The sequence below is a fragment of the Roseovarius tibetensis genome (assembly GCF_050896375.1).
Taxonomy (GTDB): domain Bacteria; phylum Pseudomonadota; class Alphaproteobacteria; order Rhodobacterales; family Rhodobacteraceae; genus Roseovarius; species Roseovarius tibetensis.
Genome location: NZ_JBPBBB010000032.1, coordinates 1 through 20,037, shown reverse-complemented (window position 1 = coordinate 20,037; position 20,037 = coordinate 1). Strand labels below are relative to the sequence as shown.

At 67.8% G+C, this 20,037-nt stretch carries 19 protein-coding genes and 1 pseudogene; 19 read left to right on the top strand and 1 reads right to left on the bottom strand.

Going from position 1 to position 20,037, the window contains the following annotated elements:
- The first annotated feature begins 106 nt into the window (after positions 1-106).
- On the top strand, positions 107-709 hold the full coding sequence (locus ACROSR_RS15920; protein WP_432686789.1) for a hypothetical protein: 603 nt from the start codon (positions 107-109) through the stop codon (positions 707-709).
- A complete protein-coding gene (locus ACROSR_RS15915; RefSeq protein WP_432686787.1) occupies positions 657-2,639 on the top strand; it encodes a phage terminase large subunit family protein in 1,983 nt (660 codons plus the stop codon). The genes ACROSR_RS15920 and ACROSR_RS15915 overlap by 53 nt, the downstream gene beginning before the upstream one ends.
- Before the next feature lie 66 nt (positions 2,640-2,705).
- On the opposite strand, the gene ACROSR_RS15910 is transcribed toward ACROSR_RS15915, so the two are convergent.
- Positions 2,706-3,581 carry a lysophospholipid acyltransferase family protein gene (locus ACROSR_RS15910; RefSeq protein ID WP_432686785.1) on the bottom strand — a complete coding sequence of 292 codons (876 nt, stop codon included), beginning with the start codon at positions 3,579-3,581 and terminating at the stop codon, positions 2,706-2,708.
- A gap of 88 nt (positions 3,582-3,669) precedes the next feature.
- On the opposite strand from ACROSR_RS15910, the gene ACROSR_RS15905 reads away from it, so the two are divergent.
- From ACROSR_RS15905 to ACROSR_RS15825, 17 genes and pseudogenes are all read left to right on the top strand, one after another.
- Positions 3,670-3,885, top strand: coding sequence for a phage head-tail joining protein (locus tag ACROSR_RS15905; RefSeq protein ID WP_432686783.1), 216 nt, complete (start codon positions 3,670-3,672; stop codon positions 3,883-3,885).
- A 3-nt stretch (positions 3,886-3,888) separates the two neighbouring features.
- The gene (locus tag ACROSR_RS15900; RefSeq protein WP_432686781.1) at positions 3,889-5,412 is read left to right on the top strand and encodes a phage portal protein; all 1,524 of its coding nucleotides are present in this window, start codon (positions 3,889-3,891) and stop codon (positions 5,410-5,412) included.
- Positions 5,366-5,872, top strand: a pseudogene (locus ACROSR_RS15895) (head maturation protease, ClpP-related); the annotation flags it as partial. The gene ACROSR_RS15900 and the pseudogene ACROSR_RS15895, both read left to right, overlap by 47 nt.
- A gap of 585 nt (positions 5,873-6,457) precedes the next feature.
- Positions 6,458-6,829 carry a head decoration protein gene (locus ACROSR_RS15890; protein ID WP_432686779.1) on the top strand — a complete coding sequence of 124 codons (372 nt, stop codon included), beginning with the start codon at positions 6,458-6,460 and terminating at the stop codon, positions 6,827-6,829.
- 56 nt (positions 6,830-6,885) lie between these two features.
- Positions 6,886-7,890 (top strand): major capsid protein, encoded by a 1,005-nt coding sequence (locus ACROSR_RS15885; RefSeq protein ID WP_432686818.1) that lies wholly within the window; start codon positions 6,886-6,888, stop codon positions 7,888-7,890.
- A complete protein-coding gene (locus tag ACROSR_RS15880) occupies positions 7,890-8,201 on the top strand; it encodes a head-tail joining protein (RefSeq protein WP_432686777.1) in 312 nt (103 codons plus the stop codon). Before ACROSR_RS15885 ends, ACROSR_RS15880 begins: the two co-directional genes overlap by 1 nt.
- A gap of 4 nt (positions 8,202-8,205) precedes the next feature.
- Entirely contained in the window at positions 8,206-8,838 is a 633-nt protein-coding gene (locus ACROSR_RS15875; RefSeq protein WP_432686775.1) for a DUF6441 family protein, read from the top strand.
- Between the two features lie 171 nt (positions 8,839-9,009).
- The gene (locus ACROSR_RS15870) at positions 9,010-9,873 is read left to right on the top strand and encodes a hypothetical protein (RefSeq protein WP_432686773.1); all 864 of its coding nucleotides are present in this window, start codon (positions 9,010-9,012) and stop codon (positions 9,871-9,873) included.
- A gap of 410 nt (positions 9,874-10,283) precedes the next feature.
- Positions 10,284-10,703, top strand: a complete 420-nt coding sequence (locus ACROSR_RS15865) for an acyl-CoA transferase (protein ID WP_432686771.1) — start codon at positions 10,284-10,286, stop codon at positions 10,701-10,703.
- Positions 10,704-10,727: 24 nt separating this feature from the next.
- Entirely contained in the window at positions 10,728-11,672 is a 945-nt protein-coding gene (locus ACROSR_RS15860) for a phage tail tube protein (protein WP_432686769.1), read from the top strand.
- Positions 11,672-12,121, top strand: coding sequence for a hypothetical protein (locus ACROSR_RS15855; RefSeq protein ID WP_432686767.1), 450 nt, complete (start codon positions 11,672-11,674; stop codon positions 12,119-12,121). Before ACROSR_RS15860 ends, ACROSR_RS15855 begins: the two co-directional genes overlap by 1 nt.
- A gap of 56 nt (positions 12,122-12,177) precedes the next feature.
- Positions 12,178-12,348 (top strand): DUF7697 family protein, encoded by a 171-nt coding sequence (locus ACROSR_RS15850; RefSeq protein ID WP_432686765.1) that lies wholly within the window; start codon positions 12,178-12,180, stop codon positions 12,346-12,348.
- Entirely contained in the window at positions 12,329-14,761 is a 2,433-nt protein-coding gene (locus ACROSR_RS15845; RefSeq protein WP_432686763.1) for a phage tail tape measure C-terminal domain-containing protein, read from the top strand. Before ACROSR_RS15850 ends, ACROSR_RS15845 begins: the two co-directional genes overlap by 20 nt.
- 6 nt (positions 14,762-14,767) lie before the next feature.
- Positions 14,768-15,370 (top strand): DUF2460 domain-containing protein, encoded by a 603-nt coding sequence (locus tag ACROSR_RS15840; protein ID WP_432686761.1) that lies wholly within the window; start codon positions 14,768-14,770, stop codon positions 15,368-15,370.
- Complete coding sequence (locus ACROSR_RS15835) at positions 15,367-16,977, top strand: DUF2163 domain-containing protein (RefSeq protein ID WP_432686759.1); 1,611 nt, start codon at positions 15,367-15,369, stop codon at positions 16,975-16,977. The genes ACROSR_RS15840 and ACROSR_RS15835 overlap by 4 nt, the downstream gene beginning before the upstream one ends.
- A gap of 28 nt (positions 16,978-17,005) precedes the next feature.
- Positions 17,006-17,461, top strand: coding sequence for a C40 family peptidase (locus ACROSR_RS15830; RefSeq protein ID WP_432686757.1), 456 nt, complete (start codon positions 17,006-17,008; stop codon positions 17,459-17,461).
- Between the two features lie 6 nt (positions 17,462-17,467).
- A partial coding sequence (locus tag ACROSR_RS15825; RefSeq protein WP_432686755.1) for a phage tail protein occupies positions 17,468-20,037 on the top strand: 2,570 nt, incomplete at its 3' end.

The window sequence follows — 20,037 nt, the reverse complement described above, 5'->3', positions numbered from 1 at the left end:
TCTCCGATCCGGGTCTGTTGGCTCGATCCCAGAATCGCTTTGGCGCGGACCGTAATCAACGGAAATCGCAGCAATTCCATTGCTTTATGACGCGCGGGGGTGAGCCATGCAGGGCCTGAGCGAACGCCAGTATGCCGCCCGCGTGGGCCTGTCGCGCGGGGCGATCCAGAAGGCCAAGGATGCCGGGCGGCTGGTGCTGCACCCTGATGGCAGCATCGATGCTGAGGCGTCGGACACGCGCCGCGCCGAGACGACGGACCTGTCGAAATCCCGCGCCGCGCCAAAACCGCCCGCGACCGGCAAGCCCGGGCTGAAGCCGGTACCCGAGGCCGCCGTCTCTGCGGTGGGGGATACGCTCAAGGAGCAGGGAATGGCCGCGCCAGCCGTCGGCGGCGGCACGACCTTCCTGCAGGCCAAGACCGCGAACGAGGTGCTCAAGGCGCAGGAACGCCGCATCCGGCTGCAAAAGCTCAAGGGGGATCTTGTCGACAAGGCGCGCGCGGAAACGCTGATCTTTCGGCTGGCGCGCGAGGAACGCGATGCCTGGGTGATCTGGCCCGCGCGGGTGGCCGCGCTCATGGCCTCGGAACTGGCGGCCACCCTCGGCGAGGGGATTACGGTGGAGGCGGCGGTGATGCAGAAGGTCCTTGAAGCCCATGTCCGCGCCCAGCTCGACAGTCTCGCCGAGATCCGCAGCGGCCTTGGATGAGGATGTCGCTGGGTTTGACGGGGCCAACGACCTGCTGCGCGCCTGGTCGCGTGGGATCCGGCCCGACCCGGACCTGACCGTGTCGCAATGGGCCGACCGACATCGCTGGCTGTCGTCGCGCGCCTCGGCGGAGCCGGGGCGCTACAAGACCGCGCGCACGCCGTATATGCGCGAGATCATGGATGCGCTCTCACCGGTCAGCCCGGTGCAGCGGGTGGTGTTCATGAAGGCCGCGCAGGTGGGCGCGACGGAAGCCGGGAACTGCTTCATCGGCTTCGTGATGCATCACGCGCCGGGGCCGATGCTGGCGGTCCAGCCGACGGTGGAACTGGCCAAGCGCAACTCGCGCCAGCGGATCGACCCGCTGATCGAGGAAAGCCCGGAACTGCGGGAGCGGATCAAGCCGGCGCGCTCGCGCGACGCCGGCAACACCATGCTCTCGAAAGAATTCGCGGGCGGCATCCTGATCATGACGGGCGCCAACTCGGCGGTGGGGCTGCGCTCGACGCCCGCGCGGTACCTGTTTCTGGACGAGGTGGATGCCTATCCGGCCTCGGCCGATGAGGAAGGCGATCCGGTCAGCCTGGCGGAAGCTCGCTCGCTGACCTTCGCGCATCGGCGCAAGGCGCTGCTGATCTCGACGCCGACCATCCGCGGGCTGAGCCGCATCGAGCGGGAGTTCGAGGCCAGCGACCAGCGCCGCTATCATGTGCCATGCCCGCATTGCGGGCATGTGCAATGGCTGCGCTTCGAGCGGCTGCGATGGGAGAAGGGCCAGCCTGACACGGCGGAATATCACTGCGAGAGCTGCGACAGCCCCATCGCCGAGCATCACAAGACCCAGATGCTGGCGGCGGGCGACTGGCGCCCGACGGCGGAGTCGGAAGACCCGCACACGGTGGGCTATCACCTCTCGGCGCTCTACTCGCCGATCGGCTGGCTCTCATGGGCGCGGATCGCGCGGGCGTGGGAGGCGGCACAGGGCAATGACGAGGCGATGCGGGCGTTCCGCAACACGATCCTCGGCGAGACCTGGTTCGAGACCGGCGAAGCGCCGGACTGGCAACGGCTGGCGGAACGGCGCGAAGAGTGGAAAGCGGGCACCGTGCCGGCAAGCGGGCTGTTTCTGACCGCGGGTGCGGATGTCCAGAAGGACCGGATCGAGATCGATGTCTGGGCCTGGGGCCGCGGTCTGGAAAGCTGGCTGGTCGATCACATCGTCATCGAGGGCGGCCCCGGCGATCCAGCCTGCTGGCAGAAGCTGACCGATCTGCTGGGGCGGACATGGGCGCATGCCAGTGGTCAGCACCTGACCATTGCCAAACTGGCGATCGACACGGGCTACGAGACCAGCGCCGTCTATGGCTGGGCGCGGCAGGTCGGATTCGCGCAGGTGGCCCCGGTCAAGGGTCTCGAGGGGTTCAATCGCGCGAGCCCGGTGACGGGGCCAACCTATGTCGACGCCACGGTGGCTGGCCGCCGGCTGCGCCGCGGCGCGCGGCTGTGGTCGGTGGCGACCTCGACCTTCAAGGCCGAGACCTACCGCTTTTTGCGCCAGGAAAGACCCACATCGGAGGACATCACGGCCGGGGCCGCGTTCCCGGCGGGAACGGTGCATCTGCCGACATGGGCCGACGGCGAATGGCTCAAGCAGCTGACCGCCGAGCAGCTCGTCACCGTGAAGGGCAAGCGCGGCTTCTCGAAGCTCGAATGGCAGAAGCTGCGCGAGCGCAACGAGGCGCTGGACTGCCGCGTCTATGCGCGGGCGGCCGCCTGGATTGCCGGCGCGGATCGCTGGTCGGAGGCCCGCTGGCAGGATCTGGAGCGGTCGCTGGCCGTGGAACCGGATGGATCGGAGGACACGCCAGCCGTCACACCCCCGCGCCCATCAGCGCGGCGGCGGACGATGCGGTCGAATTACATGGGGTGATCAATGCCGACAATCTCAGACTTCCGCGCACGCCGCGACGCGCTTTCGGCGCACCCGCTGGCGGCGTCAGGCGCCATCCCATCGGCGCAGGAGCCAGTACCACTGCCCCGGATTTTCGAGAACGCGGGCGGACAGGCTGTCATTGATGGCTTTTGTCATCGTCAGGGCGTCGGAATGGGGGATGGGCGCTTCGAACTCGACGTCGAATTCCGCGCCATCCGGCCGGCGGGTTCCGTAGGCGGGAATAAGGGGGAGGTCGTACTTGAGCGCCAGGGCCGCGGGCGCCGTCGATGTCAGTGCCGGAAGGCCAAGAAACGGCACGCGTTCGCCTTCGGCAATTTTTTCGTCGAGCATGATGGCCAGAAATCCGCCCCGGCGCAGATGGCGCACCAGTTCCATCGTGCCGGAGCGTCCAGTCGCGATGACGGGCCGACCGCTTTCTTCGATACCGGCCAGGAACCCGCGCTGGTAAAAGCGGTTCTTCTGCTTGCGATAGACCGCGCCGGTCTCCATCCCGCGCGCTTTCAGAACGGCGCGCACCGCGTCCCACTGGCCGAAATGGCCGGACACGATGATCGCGCCCTTTCCCACAGCGCGCGCCTCTTCCAACGCGGCCAGTCCGGGGCCGGACACATGAAAGCGGTCCGGTCTCGACTGGAACTCCGCGCTGCGGAGGATCTCGAACAGGGTACGCCCCATGTTGCGGCCCATTTCGCGCCGAAGGGCGGCGCGCTGCCCACGCGGCATGTCGGGAAAGACCCGAAGCACTTCGCGGTCGAAGCGCCAGCGCGCGGGTGGAAACCAGCGCATCGCAAGACCGACCATGCCCCCGAAAAGCCGTGCGCGATGATCGAGGCTGCGCAGGCGCGTGGCAGACAGCGCGGACCACAGGGGGATGTATTGGGCGCGATGCCATAGCGAGGCGAAGAAGTTGGATACCATGCATGCAATATGTGTGCATTTCGAAGCCGGACCAACCGCCAATCGCCGAGCGGCCCCGACAATTTCCTGATCGCGTGGAGGCGCAAACATGCCCACATCCGCAGACCTCCGCGCTCGCCGCGACGCGCTCTCGGCACAGCGCGCTTCTGGCGTGGCCCGCGTCAGCTATGACGGCAAGACCGTGGACTATCGCAGCGTGGCCGAGATCGACCGGGCGATCGAGGCGCTGGACCGCGAGATTGCGGCCCTCGAGGGACGGCGCATCGTGCGCCAATTGCGCGTGACGACGGCGAAGGGGCTGTGATCCATGGGGCTGTTCGACAGGTTTCGCCGTCCCGCGCGGGGTGGCCCGGCTGACGCACGCGCGCGCCTCGAAGGCGCGATGTCCAAACGCCGGCTGCGGGGCTGGAACCCGCCGCTGGAGAACATCAACACGCTGGTCGCGTCGGGCGGTCCCAAGCTGCTGGCCCGCGCGCGGGAACTGGTCGTCACGAACGGCTACGCGGCCAATGCCTGCGAGGCTTTCGCGGCGAATGTGGTAGGCGACGGGATCAAGCCCTCGTCGCTGATCGAGGATGGTGACCTGCGGGATCAGGTGCAGCGTCTCTGGCTGGCCTGGACCGATGAGGCCGATGCGGGCGGGCTGACGGACTTCTACGGTTTGCAGGCCATGGTGGCGCGCGAGATGTTCGTGGCGGGCGAGTGTTTCGTGCGGATGCGCCCGCGCCGGGCCGAGGACGGGCTGCTGGTGCCGATGCAGATGCAGCTGCTGCAGTCCGAAATGCTGCCCTTCGAGAAGACCGGCACGGCCGCAAACGGCAACCGCATCCGCTGCGGGATCGAGTTCGACCTGATCGGACGGCGCGTCGCCTATCATTTCCGCCGCACCCATCCGGGCGACAGCACGGATCAGCGGGTGGCGGTGCCGGAGACGGTGCGCGTGCCGGCCGAGGACGTGCTCCACATCTACCGCCCGCTCGATGCCGGCCAGATCCGCGGGCTGCCGCATGTGGCCCCCGCCATGGTGCGGCTGTTCCTGCTGGATCAGTATGACGACGCCGAACTCGACCGCAAGAAGACCGCGGCGATGTTCGCGGGCTTCATCACCAAGACCGCGCCGGAAGACCCGATGATGGGCGAGGACGAGGCCGATCTGGATGGTGCCGCCATCGCCAGCCTCGAGCCTGGCACGATGCAGGTGCTGCTGCCCGGCGAGGATGTGAAGTTCTCGAGCCCCGCCGATGTTGGCGGCGGTTACGAGGCGTTCCAGTACCGCACGCTTCTCGCGGTCTCGGCCTCGCTGGGGCTGCCGTATCATCTGGTCACCGGCGATGTCCGCCAGGCCAACTATTCCAGCTTGCGCGCGGAACTGGTCGAGTTCCGCCGTCGGGTGCAGCAACTGCAGCACGGCGTGATCGCGCATCAGCTCTGCCGTCCCGTATGGCGACGCTGGCTGGAGACCGCGCAGCTGGCCGGTCGTCTGGATCTTCCGGATCCGGCGGCCGCGCGCATGGTGCAGTGGATCCCGCCCCGCTGGGACTGGGTCGACCCCCTCAAGGACATCCAGGCGCAGGTGCTGGCCATGGAGGCCGGCATCACCTCGCGGCGCAAGGTGGTCGAGGCCACCGGCTACGACGTCGAGGAAGTCGACCGCGAGAACGCGGTGGACACGGCGCGCGCCGAGGGGCTCGGCCTGCGCTACCGCACCAGCCCGGGTGAGACGCAGGGCGCCCGCGCGACGCCGGCCACGCGGCCCGACCCGGGCGACGGGGCGGGTGGCAACAATGGCGAGGACGCGGCCGCGGCCGACCGCGCCACCAATCAGGAGTGACATCATGAACAGCTGGTACACGATCCGCGCCCGGGACAGCGGCGCGGAGGTGCTGATCTATGACGAGATCGGCGCCTATGGCGTCAGCGCCAAGGGGTTTCTGGCCGAACTGGGCGCGCTGCCGGATGACGCCCCCATCGATCTGCGGCTCAACAGCCCCGGCGGCTCGGTCTTCGATGCCGTCGCCATCCATAACGCGCTGAGCCGTCACGCCGGCGCGGTCACCGTCTGGATCGACGGGATCGCGGCCTCGGCCGCCTCCTACATTGCCATGGCCGGCGACGAGATCGTCATGCCGGAAAATGCCTTCCTGATGATCCATGACCCAAGCGGGCTTGTCATGGGCACGGCGACGGACATGCGCGACATGGCCGGGACGCTGGACAAGATCGGGGCCAGCATGCTGCGCGGCTACGCGGCCAGATCCGGCAAGCCCGAGGCGGAAATCGCCGCGTTCCTCTCGGCCGAGACCTGGTTCGACGCCGCCGAGGCGCTGGACGCCGGGCTCGCCACGCGGTTGGCCGAGCCCGTGCGCATCGCCGCCGCCTTCGACATCGGCCGGTTCCGCAACGCGCCGCCCGAACTGGTGGAAGCGGTCGAGACCGTCGTCCCGGACGAAGGCGCCGCGGCAGGGCCCGACATCGTTGGAGGCGACAACGATGTTGCGCCGCCGACCGATCCTGCACCGCAGCCCGGAAGCGAGGGGGCTGATGTTGCAGGTGATAACACCCCCTCGGCAGATGACCTCGCCAGCATTGTTGCAGACGCCAACAATGCTCCGGATGCCACTGCGATCCGCGCCGAGGCCATCGCGCATGCCCGCGCGGTGATCGATCTCTGCCGCCTTGCCGGCCAGCCGCAGATGGCCGGGCGGTTCCTCGAGGAGGACGCCAGCCTCGAGGCCGTGCGAGCGAAGCTTCTGGACGCGCGCGCCGAGGCCGCACCGCAGATCACCTCGCATCACCCGCAACCCGGGCGCAGCGAGACCACGCGCCCCTGGGGCGATGTCATCGCCCGGGCCTTTAAGATGAAAGGATAATCCCCCATGACCACGCTCACCGAAGGCCAACACGCCGGCGGCTTTCTCACCTGGGAAGTGCTGCGCGACTATACCCGCGATACGGTCACCGTCGTGTCGGGCGCAGGCAAGCTCGCGCCCGGCACCGTGCTCGGCAAGATCACGACGGGCGGCAAATACACGGGCCTTGCGCCCGCGGCCACCAACGGCAGCCAGAACGCCGCCGGGATCCTCTGGGGTGCGGTCGACGCCACCGACAGCGATGCCCATGCCGTGGTGCTGGTGCGCGGCCCCGCCATCGTCAATCGCCACGAGGTCAGCTGGCCCGAGGGCGCCACAGAGGCGCAGATCACCACCGCCACGACGGCGCTGGCCGGGCTCGGCATCCTGCTGCGCTGATCCGAGCGCAGGTTCCCCATCATATCCAGACCAGAAGGAGGCACGCTGTGGCCACCATGGACATCTTTGAAGGCGATGCCTTCTCCATCATCGAGCTCACGCGCGCGCTCGAAAACATCCCCTTCAAGCCCGCGATCCTGTCGGGCGCGGGTCTCTTCGGCAGCCGCGGCGTGCGCACGCGCACCGTGATGATCGAGAGCCGCGACGGCACGCTGTCGCTGATCCCGTTCTCGGAGCGGGGCTCGGCTTACGAGAGCCAGATCCCTGAGCGCCGCGACATGCGTGCCTTCGTCTGCCGCCAGTTCAAGAAGCAGGACGTGCTCTGGGCCTCGGAAATCCAGGCGATCCGCGACTTCGGTTCGGAAACGGCGGTCCAGCAGGTGCAGACAGAAGTGGCGCGCAAACTGGGCCGGCTGCGCAACGATGCCGAAGCCACCTTCGAGTTCCACCTCTTCAACGGCATTCAGGGCGTGGTGAAGGATCCGAAGGACGGTGCCACGGTCATCGACTACCACGCCGAGTTCGGCATCACCCCGGCCGCCGAGATCGACTTCGATCTGGACAATGCCACCCCGGGCTCGGGCGCGCTGCGCAAGCGTTGCCAGGCTATGATCGAAAGCGTCGAGGACACGCTGGGCGGGCTGGCTGCCGGTCAGGTGCAGCTACGCGCCGAATGCGGCTCGGCCTTCTTCGCCGATCTGGTCGCGCACAAGGAGGTGCGCGAGACGTACCTGAACACCGCAGCGGCGGCCGATCTGCGGGGCCGCGTGGGCGAGGAGGTCAGCTTCGGCGGCATCACCTTCCGCCGCTACCGCGGGGGCCTCGGCTTCGGCGTGCCCACGGACAAGGCGTATTTCTACCCCGAGGGCGTCGAGGGGCTGTTCGAGATCTACTATGCCCCCGCCGACACGTTCGAGACGGTCAATACCGTCGGCCTGCCGCTCTATGCGCGGATGATCCCCGACCGGGACCGAGACGAATGGGTGCGGCTCGAGATCGAGAGCAACCCGCTGCCGATCTGCACCCGCCCGCAGGTGCTGCGCAGCGCACGGCGGACATGATGAGCGCCGTCGCCATGGCGCTCGACGCGCTCTTCACGGATGGCAATATCGGGCGCGACGCCGTCTACACGGCCGAGGGTGGCGCGCCCGTTCTTGTCCGCGTGGTCACCCGCCGCGCGGACGACGTCACCGGCTTCGGCGACGCCCGCCTCTGGTCGGAAACGACGCGTGTCGATCTGCGGGTGGCCGAGGTAGCCAATCCGCGCCCCGGTGATCGCCTCGAGATCGACGGCGAGGCTTTCCTCATTCAGGGCGAGCCGGTGCGTGATCGTGAGCGGCTGGTCTGGACCGTCGATCTGAGGCCGGCGTGAATCAATGAAACTGAAACTCGACGTCACCCCGGATCTTGCCGCCATGATGGCCGCCGAGATCACCGCGGGCGAAAGGGCCGTGTCCGCCGCCACGCGCGAGGCCGGAACCAGTCTCAAGACCGCCTGGCGGACGCAGATCACCGGCGCGGGTCTCGGCCAGCGCCTGTCCCGCACCATCCGGTCGGCGCAATACCCAAAGGGCCAGCCCAGCCTGAACGCCGCCGCGCTGGTCTGGTCCAACGCACCGGACATCGTCAGCGCGCACGATACCGGGCCGCTGATCCGCTCGAAGGCCGGGTTCTGGCTGACGATCCCGCTGCCGGCTGCCGGGCGTGGCCGGCGCGGCGGCAAGATCACCCCTGGTGAATGGGAACGCCGCCGCGGGCTGCGCCTGCGCTTCGTCTACCGCCGGTCCGGGCCGAGCCTGCTTGTCGCCGACGGGCGTCTGAACAACCGGGGTCTCGGTGTGGCCTCGCGCTCGAAGACCGGACGCGGCCGCGCCACAGTGCCGATCTTCCTGCTGGTCCCGCAGGTGAAGCTGCCGAAACGGCTCGATCTGAATCGTGACGCCGAGCGCGCACATGACAGCGTGCCGGGGCTGATCGTGGCAAATTGGGTGGAGGGGCGATTGGGCTGAGGGAAAAGGGACGACCCATAGGATGGGTGGGACTACAGAAACGCTTTTGGCCTGAATGGCCCAATGGCCGACCGTCAAGGACATAAGACAGCTTGTCTGCTATTTCCTGGTCAAAGCGTCTTGAGAGCTTGGTGTATGAATGCGGGTACGAAGCGCAACGGGTAGCGGATCATGAGACCCAGGTTCGGATACCGCCTGGCTGGTGTCTCTTGGGCGCTGCTTCTTGCGCCGGTCACGACATACAGCGTTCTCGGCGTCGTACTCGGCATGTTGTGGGTCTACGTCTACGGAGATGATCCATGGCCCACAGCGCTTGACTGGTTGATCCCGGCCATCGGCGTGGCGGTTTTTCTGGCTACGGCCGTCGGCTGTATCTTCCTCGCCGATCGATATGGCCGCCAGCGAGAAATCGAGGCTGCGGTCGCGGCCCCCCGAGAGACAAGGCGGATTCTATTCTGGAACGTGGTGCCGTTGGTGTTGATCGCCATTTTGGCAATCGTTTTCTGGCAGCGCTCGCTGCATCAGTCTAAGGCAAATTCAGCGGCGGAAGGTCGGGAAGCTGCGTTCACAGAGCTATTGAATGCGCGTCACACGATTGCCGCCCTTGTCGTAAATCAAACTGAAGGTCCTCGCTTCAGTGCATCGGTCACCACCTCCGGTGGAACCGCTGGAGCTTATGGTCTGTTCTGGCAAGTCAATGGCATGACCTACGGTGAAATTCTTTCCCAAGCGGAAAGGCCGGTCGAGCTAGGCAACGTGGCAGGCGTACTGAGCTTCGAGATTTCCATCGATGAACTTGCCGAGCGCTATCGGGACATGTTTCTCAATGGTGGCGGTGTCGTTGTCGATGAAGCATTCGAACTGATCGTCACGGTCGAACCAATCATCGATGAAGAAGCCGTCGATGCGTGGCCCGTATTCGAGCGCCATCGATGGGAACAAGGAGACAAACCGCTCGGCAGCAGCATGACCGCCGATCTTCCGGTGTCTTTCCGTGTCCGAGCGGACGGGACAATCGATCATTCGGCTCCGTGAGCCGCGCGGCCATTGTCGCACTGGACGGGTCTCGAAGCTGACACGGCACAATTTATGTCAGACAGACGAGAAGACACTTCTTGCATGAATGATACTTCCATCAAACTGCTCGGGACACGCGGCCCGCTCGGTTTCGGGGGTATTCTCGGTCACGTCTTTGGGGATTGAAGAGAGGCGAGCGCAATGGAGTTTGGATCTACATCCGGGCGAGGGTTCGAGAGCGCGTTTTCCCTGTATGCTTGAGGCGCTGTCATCGTCATCGCGGCTCTGCTTTGGGTCTGGTTTGACTATAACATCCGCAAGCGTAAGCGAGAAGAAGAAGCCGAAAAAGAGTAGGACGACTAGCCTCCTGCCGTATTGCCACGGAGATTGAAGTCGTCGTCGGCGCAATCCTATCATAGTGGATCAACATGCTGTCTTCTCGCGAAACCACCCTCACCGCGCTGCAAGCCCTGTTGCAGACGCTGCCCGCCACCGCGCTGCGCGGCGAGGTGCTGCCCGAGCGCGTGCCGGCCGAGGGCCTGCTGATCCTGCGCGACGGCGAGCCGGGTGAGCCCGAGGTGACGCTGTCGCCGCTCGCCTACCACTACCAGCATCGCGCCGAGATCGAGGCGGTCGTGCAGGGTACCGACCGTGACGTCGCATTCGACACGCTGACCGCCAGCATCGGCGCAGCAGTCGCCGCTGACCGGACGCTGGGCGGGCTTTGCGACTGGGTCGAGGCGGAAGCGCCGCAGCCGGTCGATCTGCCGGTGGAGGGCGCGGCGAGCCTGAAGGCCGCCGTGATCCCGGTGGTGCTGCACTATTCCACGGCCGATCCGCTGGCCTGACCCCGACAACCCGAGGAGAGAAAAATGGCACGAGCCCAGGGGGCGCGGGCGCTGATGGCGCTTGCGTTCGAGACGACCTATGGAACGCCGCCTGCGAGCGGCTTCACCCGGATGCCCTTCGCCAGCACCTCGCTCGGCGCGGAACAGCCGCTGCTGAACTCGGAGCTTCTCGGCTACGGCCGCGATCCGCTGGCGCCGATCAAGGACGCGGTGACCTCGGATGGCGACGTTGTCATTCCCATCGACGCGAGCGCGTTCGGTTTCTGGCTGAAGGCGGCGTTTGGCGATCCTGCGACCACCGGGACAGCGCCAGGGCCGTTCACGCATGAGTTCCGGTCGGGGTCCTGGACGCTGCCCAGCATGTCGATCGAGACCGGCATGCCGGAGGTGCCGCGCTATGCCATGTATTCCGGCTGCGTGCTGGACACGCTCAGCTGGCAGATGCAGCGCTCGGGACTGCTGACCGCGACCGCGAGCCTTGTGGCACAGGGCGAAAGCACCGCCACGGCGTCTGCCGCCGGCACGCTTGCGGAGCTCGACCTGCAGCGTTTCGGTCATTTCAACGGCGCGATCACGCGGAACGGATCGTCCCTCGGCAACATCGTCTCGGCCGAGATCACCTATGCCAACAATCTCGACCGGGTAGAAACTATCCGGCCGGATGGCCGCATTGACGGCGCGGACCCGTCCATCGCGGCGCTGACGGGGCGGGTCGAGGTGCGCTTCGCCGATCAGGTGCTGGTGGACCAGGCGATCAATGGCGATCCCTGCGAGCTTGAGTTCGGCTATACGTTGCCCTCTGGAGAAAGCCTTTCTCTGATCGCGCATGCCGTCTACCTGCCGCGCCCGCGGATCGAGATCTCCGGGCCGCAGGGCGTCCAGGCGACCTTCGACTGGCAGGCTGCACGGGATGCCACGGAGGGCCTGATGTGTACCGCCACCCTGATCAACGACATTGAGGAATACTAATGCTGACGCTCGACCTGACGAACGCGCCACGATGGCATGACCTTGCCCCCGGAGTCCGGGTGCAACTCCGCCCGCTGACCACCGCGCTGATGGTGGCGACACGCAGCGACCCGGCCGTCGAGGCTCTGCCCGAGGACGCCACCGACGAGGAACGCGCGGTGGCTTTCGGAAAGGCGCTGGTGCGCCGCGCAGTGCTGGCGTGGGAGGGTGTGGGAGATGCCGAGGGCAAACCCATCACACCCAGCCCCGAGGCGATCGACGCTTTGCTCGATATCTGGCCGATCTTCGAGGCTTTCCAGCTGAACTATGTCTCCAAAGGCCTGCTGCTGGAACAAGAAAAAAACGCCTCCGCGCTCTCGCCGAGTGGTCCTTCGGCGGGGGCGAGCGATACTGCCAAGCCTGCCCGCAAGCGTGCCAGGACTGCCCCGCGGTCCAAAACCAGCCGCTGACGTTCGAGGGCACACAGGTCTGGGACATTGTCGGGCGTCTGGGTGGTCAGCTGCGCGTGCTGCCCGGTGCGGTGATCGGCTGGGACATGACCGCCGCGCTGTCTCTCGGGACAGCCCTCGGTGTCCCACCGCTGGCCGCGGCCGAACTGCTGCCCGTCATCGAAACGGTGATGGTCGCCAAACTCAACCAACAGATGCATCACTCCCATGGCCGAGAAACGGGTTAGCGTCCGCCTCGCGGCGACAGGCGGGCGACAGGTGCGCGCCGAACTGGAGGGCGTGGGCGAGGCTGGCAAGCGCGGCTTCGGGCGGCTCAGCGAGGAGATGGAGGCGGCGAACCGGCGACTGGCCGGCTTTGCGCGCCGGGTACGTGTCGCGTCAGCCGCTGCCGTTGCGGCCGCCACCGCTGCTGGCGTGGCCATGGTGCGCTCCGGTCTGCAGACGGTGGATGCGCAGGCCAAGCTGGCGCAATCGCTGGGGACCACTGTCGCCTCGATCCAGACGCTGGAGCGCGCGGGCGAACTGGCCGGCGTGGCGATGTCCGGTATCGAGCAGGCGACGAAGGATCTGACGCGTCGTCTCAGCCAGGCGGCGGCCGGGACAGGTCCTGCGGCCGACGCGCTGGACCGGCTCGGGCTCTCGGCCACCGATCTGATCGCCCTGCCGCTGGACCAGCGCGTGGGTGCGATCAACGCCGCCATCGAGGACTTCGTGCCGTCCGCCGAGCGCGCGGCTGTCGCGGGCCAGCTGTTTGGCGAGGAGGGCTCTATCGCCATGAGCCGCATCGATACCGCGACGCTGCGGCAGGCGACGCAGGATGTGCGGGATTTCGGCGTCGTGGTCTCCGAGCAGGACGCCGCCCGGATCGAACGGACCAATGACGCCATCTCGCGCCTCGGCCTGGTCTGGCGTGGGCTCTCGAACCAGCTTGCCGTCGCGGCCGCCCCCGCGCTGGAAGCGGTCGCCGAGGCCATGGCCGCCGTGGCGCGCACCACCGGCCCGCTGGGCCAGGCCATCCAGGGGCTCTTCGCCAACCTCGGACGGCTGGCCAGTATCGCAGGGAGTTTTGCCGCCTTCCTCGCCGGGCGCTGGGTGGCGGGCATGGCCGCGGCGGCGCTCTCCGTGCGCGGGCTTGCCACGGCGCTGGTCGTCCTGCGCGGGGCGCTGATCCGCACCGGCATCGGCGCGGCTATAGTAGGCGCAGGGGAGCTGATCTACCAGTTCACCCGCCTGGTAGCGGCGACGGGCAGCATCGGCGCGGCGCTCGGTCTGCTGAAGGACGTGGCCGCGGAGGCCTGGGACCGGATCGCGCTGCGCGCCGGCGCCGCGTGGGCGCGCGTGGAGGCCGGCTGGGCCGCGGCGCAAGCCAGCATTTATGACGGTCTGCAAGGTGCCACCGGTGCTGTCACAAGCTGGGCCAATACAACAGTCGGCGCCTTCAAGGGCGCGTTCGACGCGGTCACCAGCACCTGGGGCGCACTGCCTGGGACCATCGGCGATTTCGCCTTCGGCGCCGCGAACGGGCTCATCGCCGGTGTGGAGGCCATGCTCAACGGCGTCGTCCGCCGTATCAACGCCTTCATTGGCGGGCTCAATGCGGCACTGAACCTGCTGCCCGACTGGGCCGTGGGAGAGGGCGGTGTGCAGATCGGCACGCTCGATCCGGTCGATCTTGGCAGCCTGGACAATCCCTTTGCGGGGGCTGCAAACCGCATGGCGGGCGACATGGCGCAGGCTTTCGAGGCGGCCATGTCGCGGACCTGGCTCGAGACGCCAGACCTCTTTGGGGATGCGGCGGAGGCCGCCCGAGGCCGCGCCGATGGCTACAGGGAGGCGGCCGGGATGCTGTCTGGTGCTGCCAGCCGTCCCATGACCGCCTGGCAGGCGCTGCGGGATATGGTCAGAGGTGTGGGCCGGGACAGCGCGGCGGCACTGGAGGAGACGGCCGTCGCCGCCGACGGCGTCACCACGGCGCTGGACGAGAGCGCCGGGGCCGCCCGCACCGCCGGGTCCGCCACCCAGACCGCCGCCCGACAAGCGAGTTCGGGCTGGCAGGCGGCGTCCGACGTGCTGGCGCGTTACGCGCAATCGGCCATGACCACCGGCCAGCAGATCGGCGCGGCGCTCGGGCGGGCCTTCAAGGGCGCCGAAGACGCGCTGGTGGCGTTTGTCACGAAGGGCCGGATGGATTTTCGGGCGCTGGCCGACAGCATCATGGCGGACATCACCCGCATCGCCGTGCGCTCGGCCATCACCGGCCCCCTGGCCAACTGGGTCTCCGGGCTGGGCGGGGGTGGCAGCCTGCTGGCGGGCATCTTCCACAGCGGTGGGCTGGTTGGTGCGCCCGCCCTCACGCGGCCCGTGCCGGCGCTGGCCTTTGCCGGCGCCCCCCGGATGCACGACGGTGGTCTTGCCGGGCTGCGCCATGACGAGGTGCCGGCCATCCTGCAGCGCGGCGAGATGGTGCTGTCGCGGCGCCAGCTGGCCGCGGCGTCACGCAGCCGGGACAGCGAGCAGCAGCGCCCCGTCCAGGTGGTGATGAATGTCACGACGCCGGACGCCAGTTCCTTCCGCCGCTCGCAGGGGCAGATCTCGGCGGACCTGTCCCGCGCGCTGCAGCGCGCACAACGCAACATGTGAGGATGCATGACGGGATTTCACGAGGTGCGGTTTCCGGAGGCGATCGCGCGGGGCGCGTCGGGCGGTCCGGGCTACAGCACCACGGTGATCACCACGAGCGCGGGTCTGGAGCGGCGCAATATCAACTGGGCTGCCGCCCGCGGCCGCTGGGATGTGGGCAGCGGGCTCAAACGCCGGTCCGATGTTGCCGAGCTCATCGCGTTCTTCCGCGCCCGGCGCGGCCGCGCCTACGGGTTCCGGTTCAAGGACTGGACCGATTACCAGGCGCTGGCCCAGCCGATCGCGCAGGGCGACGGCACGACCGGAACGGTCCAGCTGGTGAAGAGCTACGCGAGCGGCGGCGCGGTCGAGACCCGCCTCATCACCAAACCCGTTTCCGGCACGGTGAAGATCAGCCTCGACGGCGTCGAGGCGGTCTCTGGCTGGAGCGTCGACACGGCCACCGGGCTTGTGACCTTCACCGCAGCCCCCGCATCCGGGGTGCAGGTGACGGCGGACTTCGCGTTCGACGTGCCGGTGCGCTTTGACACCGACCACATGGACCTGTCGCTCGAGACCTATGACCGCGGTGTCTGGCCGCAAATCCCCATCGTGGAGATCCGCCCATGAAGTCGACCTCGACAGCCCTCGCGGCGCACCTCGCCGGGCCGGTAACGACGCTCGCCACCTGCTGGCGCATCTCGCGCATCGATGGCAGGGAGTTCTTCTTCACCGACCACGACCGCGATCTGGCGTTCGAGGGCAATCTCTACAAGGCGAGTTCGGGCTATTCGCGCACGGCCATCGCAAATGACGCGAGCCTCAGCGTCGACAATCTCGACGTCGAGGGGGTCTTCGACAGCGCGGCGATCACCGAGGAAGATCTGCGCGCGGGTCTCTTCGATCAGGCGGAGGTGCGGATCTTTATCGTCAACTGGGCGGACCCCGCCATGGGCGCTCTGCGCATGCGCCGCGGCTGGTTCGGCGAGGTCGTGCTGAGCGAGCAGGACATATTCCGGACCGAGCTGCGCGGCATGACGCAAGCGCTGCAGCAACGCATCGGCGAGCTTTACAGCCCCGAATGTCGCGCCGATCTCGGGGATCATCGCTGCCGGGTGCCGGTCGATCCGTCCGAGATCGCCCGGTCGACGGCGTACCTCGTCGGTGACATCGTGCGGGTGCGCACGACCGGCACGCCGGTCAGCTTCGCGCTGCCGATCCTCAACTCCAGCTTCGAGGCGGATGGCGCCGGCGACGGGTCCGGCTTCGCCCCCACCGGCTGGACGAAGGTGTTCGGCGACTGGGACGTGCATGACGCGGGCAATGGCGGCCTCGCGCCGGCGCTTGGCAGCTTCTATCTCGAGGGCGGCAGCTCGGCCGCGGGAGAACTGACCCAGTCCATCGATCTCGTCGCGACCGGTCTGGACGCCGGGCAGATCGATGGCGATGCCTACCGGCTGGATGCCTCGGTGCAGCGGGCAAACTCGTTCCCGGATGATCTGGGCCGGGTTGTCCTCGAGGCGCTCGACGGCGCCGGAACCCTGCATGCCACACTGCTTGATACCGGGTTCGAGGCCATCCTGCCGGAGGACAGCTGGGCGCAGCGGGGTGTCGATCAGGCGCCGCTGCCGGCGGGCACGCGCGTCCTGCGGATCCGGCTGCTGCACCAGCTTGTAACCGGCAGCCAGGCCAACGCCGCCTTCGACGCCGTTACGGCGGTGATCACCGACACCACGGCCGCGATTCCGACCTCGGCCGATTTCGAAAACCGGATCTATCGCTGCGTGACCGCCGGCACGACCGCAATTCAGCAGCCGGGTTTCGACACCAGTGCCGGTGCGCAAACCCTCGATGGCGACGCCGTGTTCGAGGCCGAGGAGGCCTGGACCCGGTCAGGCATCGTGACGGCGGTCACCGACCGGGCCGTCTTCACCGCCACGCTCGACGAGTCGCGCGCCACCGACGACTGGTTCGCGGGCGGTGTGCTGACCTGGGAGACCGGGGCCAATGCCGGCCGCGCCATCGAGGTCAAGGGCTGGACCCGGAGCAATGGGCGGATCGAGCTGTTCCTGCCGACGGGTTACGCGATTACCGCGGGCGACATGTTCCGTATCCATCCCGGCTGCGACAAGCGGCTCGACACCTGCATCGACCGCTTCGCGAATGTCCTCAACTTCCGCGGGGAGCCCTACGTGCCCGGCCAGGACGCCATGATGCGTTATCCCGATGCCCGCTGAGATCCGCCCGCCCCGGAGCGTGACCCCAGTGGCCGTTACCCCTGCGACCACCCCTCCGGGGACCGTCACCCCCAAAGCGATCGTCGCCGAGGCGCGAACATGGCTGGGCACCCCGTGGCGACACCAGGGGCGCGCCCGTTCGGGCCTCGATTGCGTCGGGTTGGTGGTCGTGGTCGCCCGGGCGTTGCGGCTCTCCGACTATGATCACACCGCCTACGGCCGCCGTGCGCAGGGACAGAACTTTGTCGACCACTTTCGCGCGCACATGGACGGCGTCGCCATCACGGACTCTCGGCCCGGCGATGTGCTCGTCTTCGCCGATCAGGCCTACCCCTGCCATTGCGGCTTTCTGACCGAACGGCTCGGGCGGCCGCATCTGCTGCATGCGCACGCCACGCGCCGGCAGGTGATCGAGGAACCCTATGCCGGCGAGTGGCCCCGCAAGGTCAAGTTCGCCTTTCGCTTTCGCCACCCCGGAGCCTGATCTCGCATGGCCATTCTCGTTGCAGCAGGCGGCGCCGCACTCGGCTCCGCGGTCGGCCTCGGCTGGCAGGCCGGCTGGCTCGTCGGCTCGGTGGCTGGCAACCTCCTGTTTCCCGGCAAGGGCCAAAACGTCACCACCGAGGGACCGCGCCTCGGCGACCTCACGGTGTCCTCGTCCGCCTATGGCGCATCGATCGCCCTCGGCTACGGCACCTTGCGCATGGCCGGCAACATGATCTGGACCGCCGGCATCGCCGAGCAGAAGAACGTCACCCGGACCCGCTCGGGCGGCAAGGGCGGCGGCGGCGCCACCCGGACCTCGGTCACCTATTCCTATTTCGCGTCTTTCGCGCTCGCCTTCGGCGAAGGGCCGGCCGGGGACGTGCTTCGGATCTGGGCGGACGGCAAACTCATCTACGACAAGACCGGCGCAAGCCCCGATGTCGCGAGGCCGGATCTCAGGTTCCGTTTCCATTCCGGCGCGGAGGATCAGCTGGCCGACCCGCTCATCGAGACGCATGTCGGCGCGGGCCGCGCGCCCGCCCATCGGGGTCTTGCCACCATCGTCTTCGAGGACCTGGCGCTCGCGGACTTCGGCAACCGCATCCCCAATATCACGGCCGAGATCACCTACCAGCGGGCGGCGCAGCAGCCCTGGCAGAGCATCGATTTCATCACGACCGGCGACGGCGGATATTTCGGGAGCTACCAGATCGACGAGCTGGCCGTGGATTGGCGGCGCGGATACGGCTACTTTCTCGACAGCGACGCGGATGCCGCCGAGGCCGGGATCCGCCGCTTCAGCCTGCGGACCATGAAAGAAGACCGCCAGGCGCGGATGACGGATATCACGGCCGTCGCGCCAAACAACTTCCCGAGCACGCTCTTCTGCGGCGAAGACGGCCATATCTACCTCACCGCGGGGACGGGCAACTCGCGGCCCATAGTGAGGGTCGAGCCGAATGCGCTCAAGGAGGTGGCCCGGTTCGGGAGCCGGAGCAACGGGCTGACCAATGCCGCGACGCGCTTTGTCGCCACGACCTGGATGGGGATGGTGTCGGCCTATGGCCCCGCGGGGCGGGTCGATTTCCTGCTGACCGGCTCGCTTTTCGATGATGTCGGGCTGCTGCGTGCCGACACCATGAGGTATGTCTGGGGCGCGGGCCAGCGCGTGGCGGAGTCGCGCGTGCGCGGCGTCATCGCCGGCGCTGTGGGCGAAGGGTTCGGCGATGGCTGGGTGCTGGCCAGCGGCCGGGGAATCAACCACACGAGCCTCGGGCTCTACCGCCTCCGCGTCGCGGCCACCGCGCGCTACGACAGCGTCTCCGGGCAAAGCCTCGGCGTCACCTTCGAGAAGATGGCCAGTTTTGCCCCGGGGGATCTCGAGCCCGGCGCGACAGGCTTCTGGGACACCGCCGGGGGTCTTACTTATGATGTCACCGATGACAGCGTCCTTTTCCAGGCGCGCGTGGCGAATGGCAGATCGCCGGGAACGATCTACACGCTCAAATGGCGCGCCGGGGGCGACGCTGGTAGTGGCAGTGAGGGCGGCATCGTCTGGAAGACCGCCGTCCCGCACCAGATCAATTACGAGGGGCCGTTCTTCGGGCAAAGCCGGCTGACCGGGCAGCGCTGGACGCTGATGCGCAGCACGCGGCTCATCCAGCTCGACACCGCGACCGGTGCGGTCGTGCTCGACGAGACCTGGCCCTATCCCGTCAGCGAGCGCGGCGCGCAGGTCTATGATGCCGCCTCCGACACGCATCTGGTGCGCGGCAGCGACGGCTGGGCGAAGCTCTTTCTCAATCGCGGCGGCGGTGGTGGAGAGACGCTCTCCGGCATCGTCTCCGACCTTTGCGCGCGTGCCGGCCTTGGTCCGTCCGATATCGACGTCGCCGATCTCGGGGCGATCGTGCCCGGCTACGTCATCGGCCGACAGACCACCGTGCGGGGTGCGATCGAGCCGCTGGCACAGGCGTATTTCTTCGACGCGGCCGAAAGCGACGATACCCTGCGGTTTCGGACGCGCGGACGACCGCCCGCCGCAACCATCGATGCGGATCATCTGCTGCCGCTGGATGAGCGGACCTTCGAGCGCTGGCGTGAGCGGCGCACGCAGGAGGTCGAGCTCCCCGAGCGGGTCAGCGTCGTCTACATGGACGCACAAGCCGATTACAGCCAGGGCACGCAGAGCGCAAAGCGCACCTCCCTGCCGCGGCCGACCATGCAGTCGCGCAACCAGTCCAGCATGGAGCTGGCCCTTGCGCTGGACGCGACGACGGCCAAGCAGATCGCCGCGAAGACCCTCTACAGCGCCTGGATCGAACGCAGCGCCTATGAGGCCGAACTGCCGGCCGACTGGCTGCGCCTCGATCCCACCGATGTCGCGGACGTGGTCTTTGCGACCGGATCACGCTTCCGGACCCGGATCACCCGTCTCGACGTGGGGGCGGACTTTTCCCTGGCGCTGAAGGGCGTCTCCGAGACCGCCGCCACCTATGTCTCCAGCGTGGCTGCCGATGGCGGGTCCGGCACGCCTGTGCAGATGATCGGCGCCAGCGCCGCCACCCGGCTGAT

Bases quoted from the DNA above. Each gene is read 5' to 3' on its own strand.
- ACROSR_RS15920 (WP_432686789.1), top strand. From the start codon at position 107: ATGCAGGGCCTGAGCGAACGCCAGTATGCCGCCCGCGTGGGCCTGTCG.
- ACROSR_RS15915 (WP_432686787.1), top strand. From the start codon at position 657: ATGTCCGCGCCCAGCTCGACAGTCTCGCCGAGATCCGCAGCGGCCTTG.
- ACROSR_RS15910 (WP_432686785.1), bottom strand. From the start codon at position 3,581: ATGGTATCCAACTTCTTCGCCTCGCTATGGCATCGCGCCCAATACATC.
- ACROSR_RS15905 (WP_432686783.1), top strand. From the start codon at position 3,670: ATGCCCACATCCGCAGACCTCCGCGCTCGCCGCGACGCGCTCTCGGCA.
- ACROSR_RS15900 (WP_432686781.1), top strand. From the start codon at position 3,889: ATGGGGCTGTTCGACAGGTTTCGCCGTCCCGCGCGGGGTGGCCCGGCT.
- ACROSR_RS15890 (WP_432686779.1), top strand. From the start codon at position 6,458: ATGACCACGCTCACCGAAGGCCAACACGCCGGCGGCTTTCTCACCTGG.
- ACROSR_RS15885 (WP_432686818.1), top strand. From the start codon at position 6,886: ATGGACATCTTTGAAGGCGATGCCTTCTCCATCATCGAGCTCACGCGC.
- ACROSR_RS15880 (WP_432686777.1), top strand. From the start codon at position 7,890: ATGAGCGCCGTCGCCATGGCGCTCGACGCGCTCTTCACGGATGGCAAT.
- ACROSR_RS15875 (WP_432686775.1), top strand. From the start codon at position 8,206: ATGAAACTGAAACTCGACGTCACCCCGGATCTTGCCGCCATGATGGCC.
- ACROSR_RS15870 (WP_432686773.1), top strand. From the start codon at position 9,010: ATGAGACCCAGGTTCGGATACCGCCTGGCTGGTGTCTCTTGGGCGCTG.
- ACROSR_RS15865 (WP_432686771.1), top strand. From the start codon at position 10,284: ATGCTGTCTTCTCGCGAAACCACCCTCACCGCGCTGCAAGCCCTGTTG.
- ACROSR_RS15860 (WP_432686769.1), top strand. From the start codon at position 10,728: ATGGCACGAGCCCAGGGGGCGCGGGCGCTGATGGCGCTTGCGTTCGAG.
- ACROSR_RS15855 (WP_432686767.1), top strand. From the start codon at position 11,672: ATGCTGACGCTCGACCTGACGAACGCGCCACGATGGCATGACCTTGCC.
- ACROSR_RS15845 (WP_432686763.1), top strand. From the start codon at position 12,329: ATGGCCGAGAAACGGGTTAGCGTCCGCCTCGCGGCGACAGGCGGGCGA.
- ACROSR_RS15840 (WP_432686761.1), top strand. From the start codon at position 14,768: ATGACGGGATTTCACGAGGTGCGGTTTCCGGAGGCGATCGCGCGGGGC.
- ACROSR_RS15835 (WP_432686759.1), top strand. From the start codon at position 15,367: ATGAAGTCGACCTCGACAGCCCTCGCGGCGCACCTCGCCGGGCCGGTA.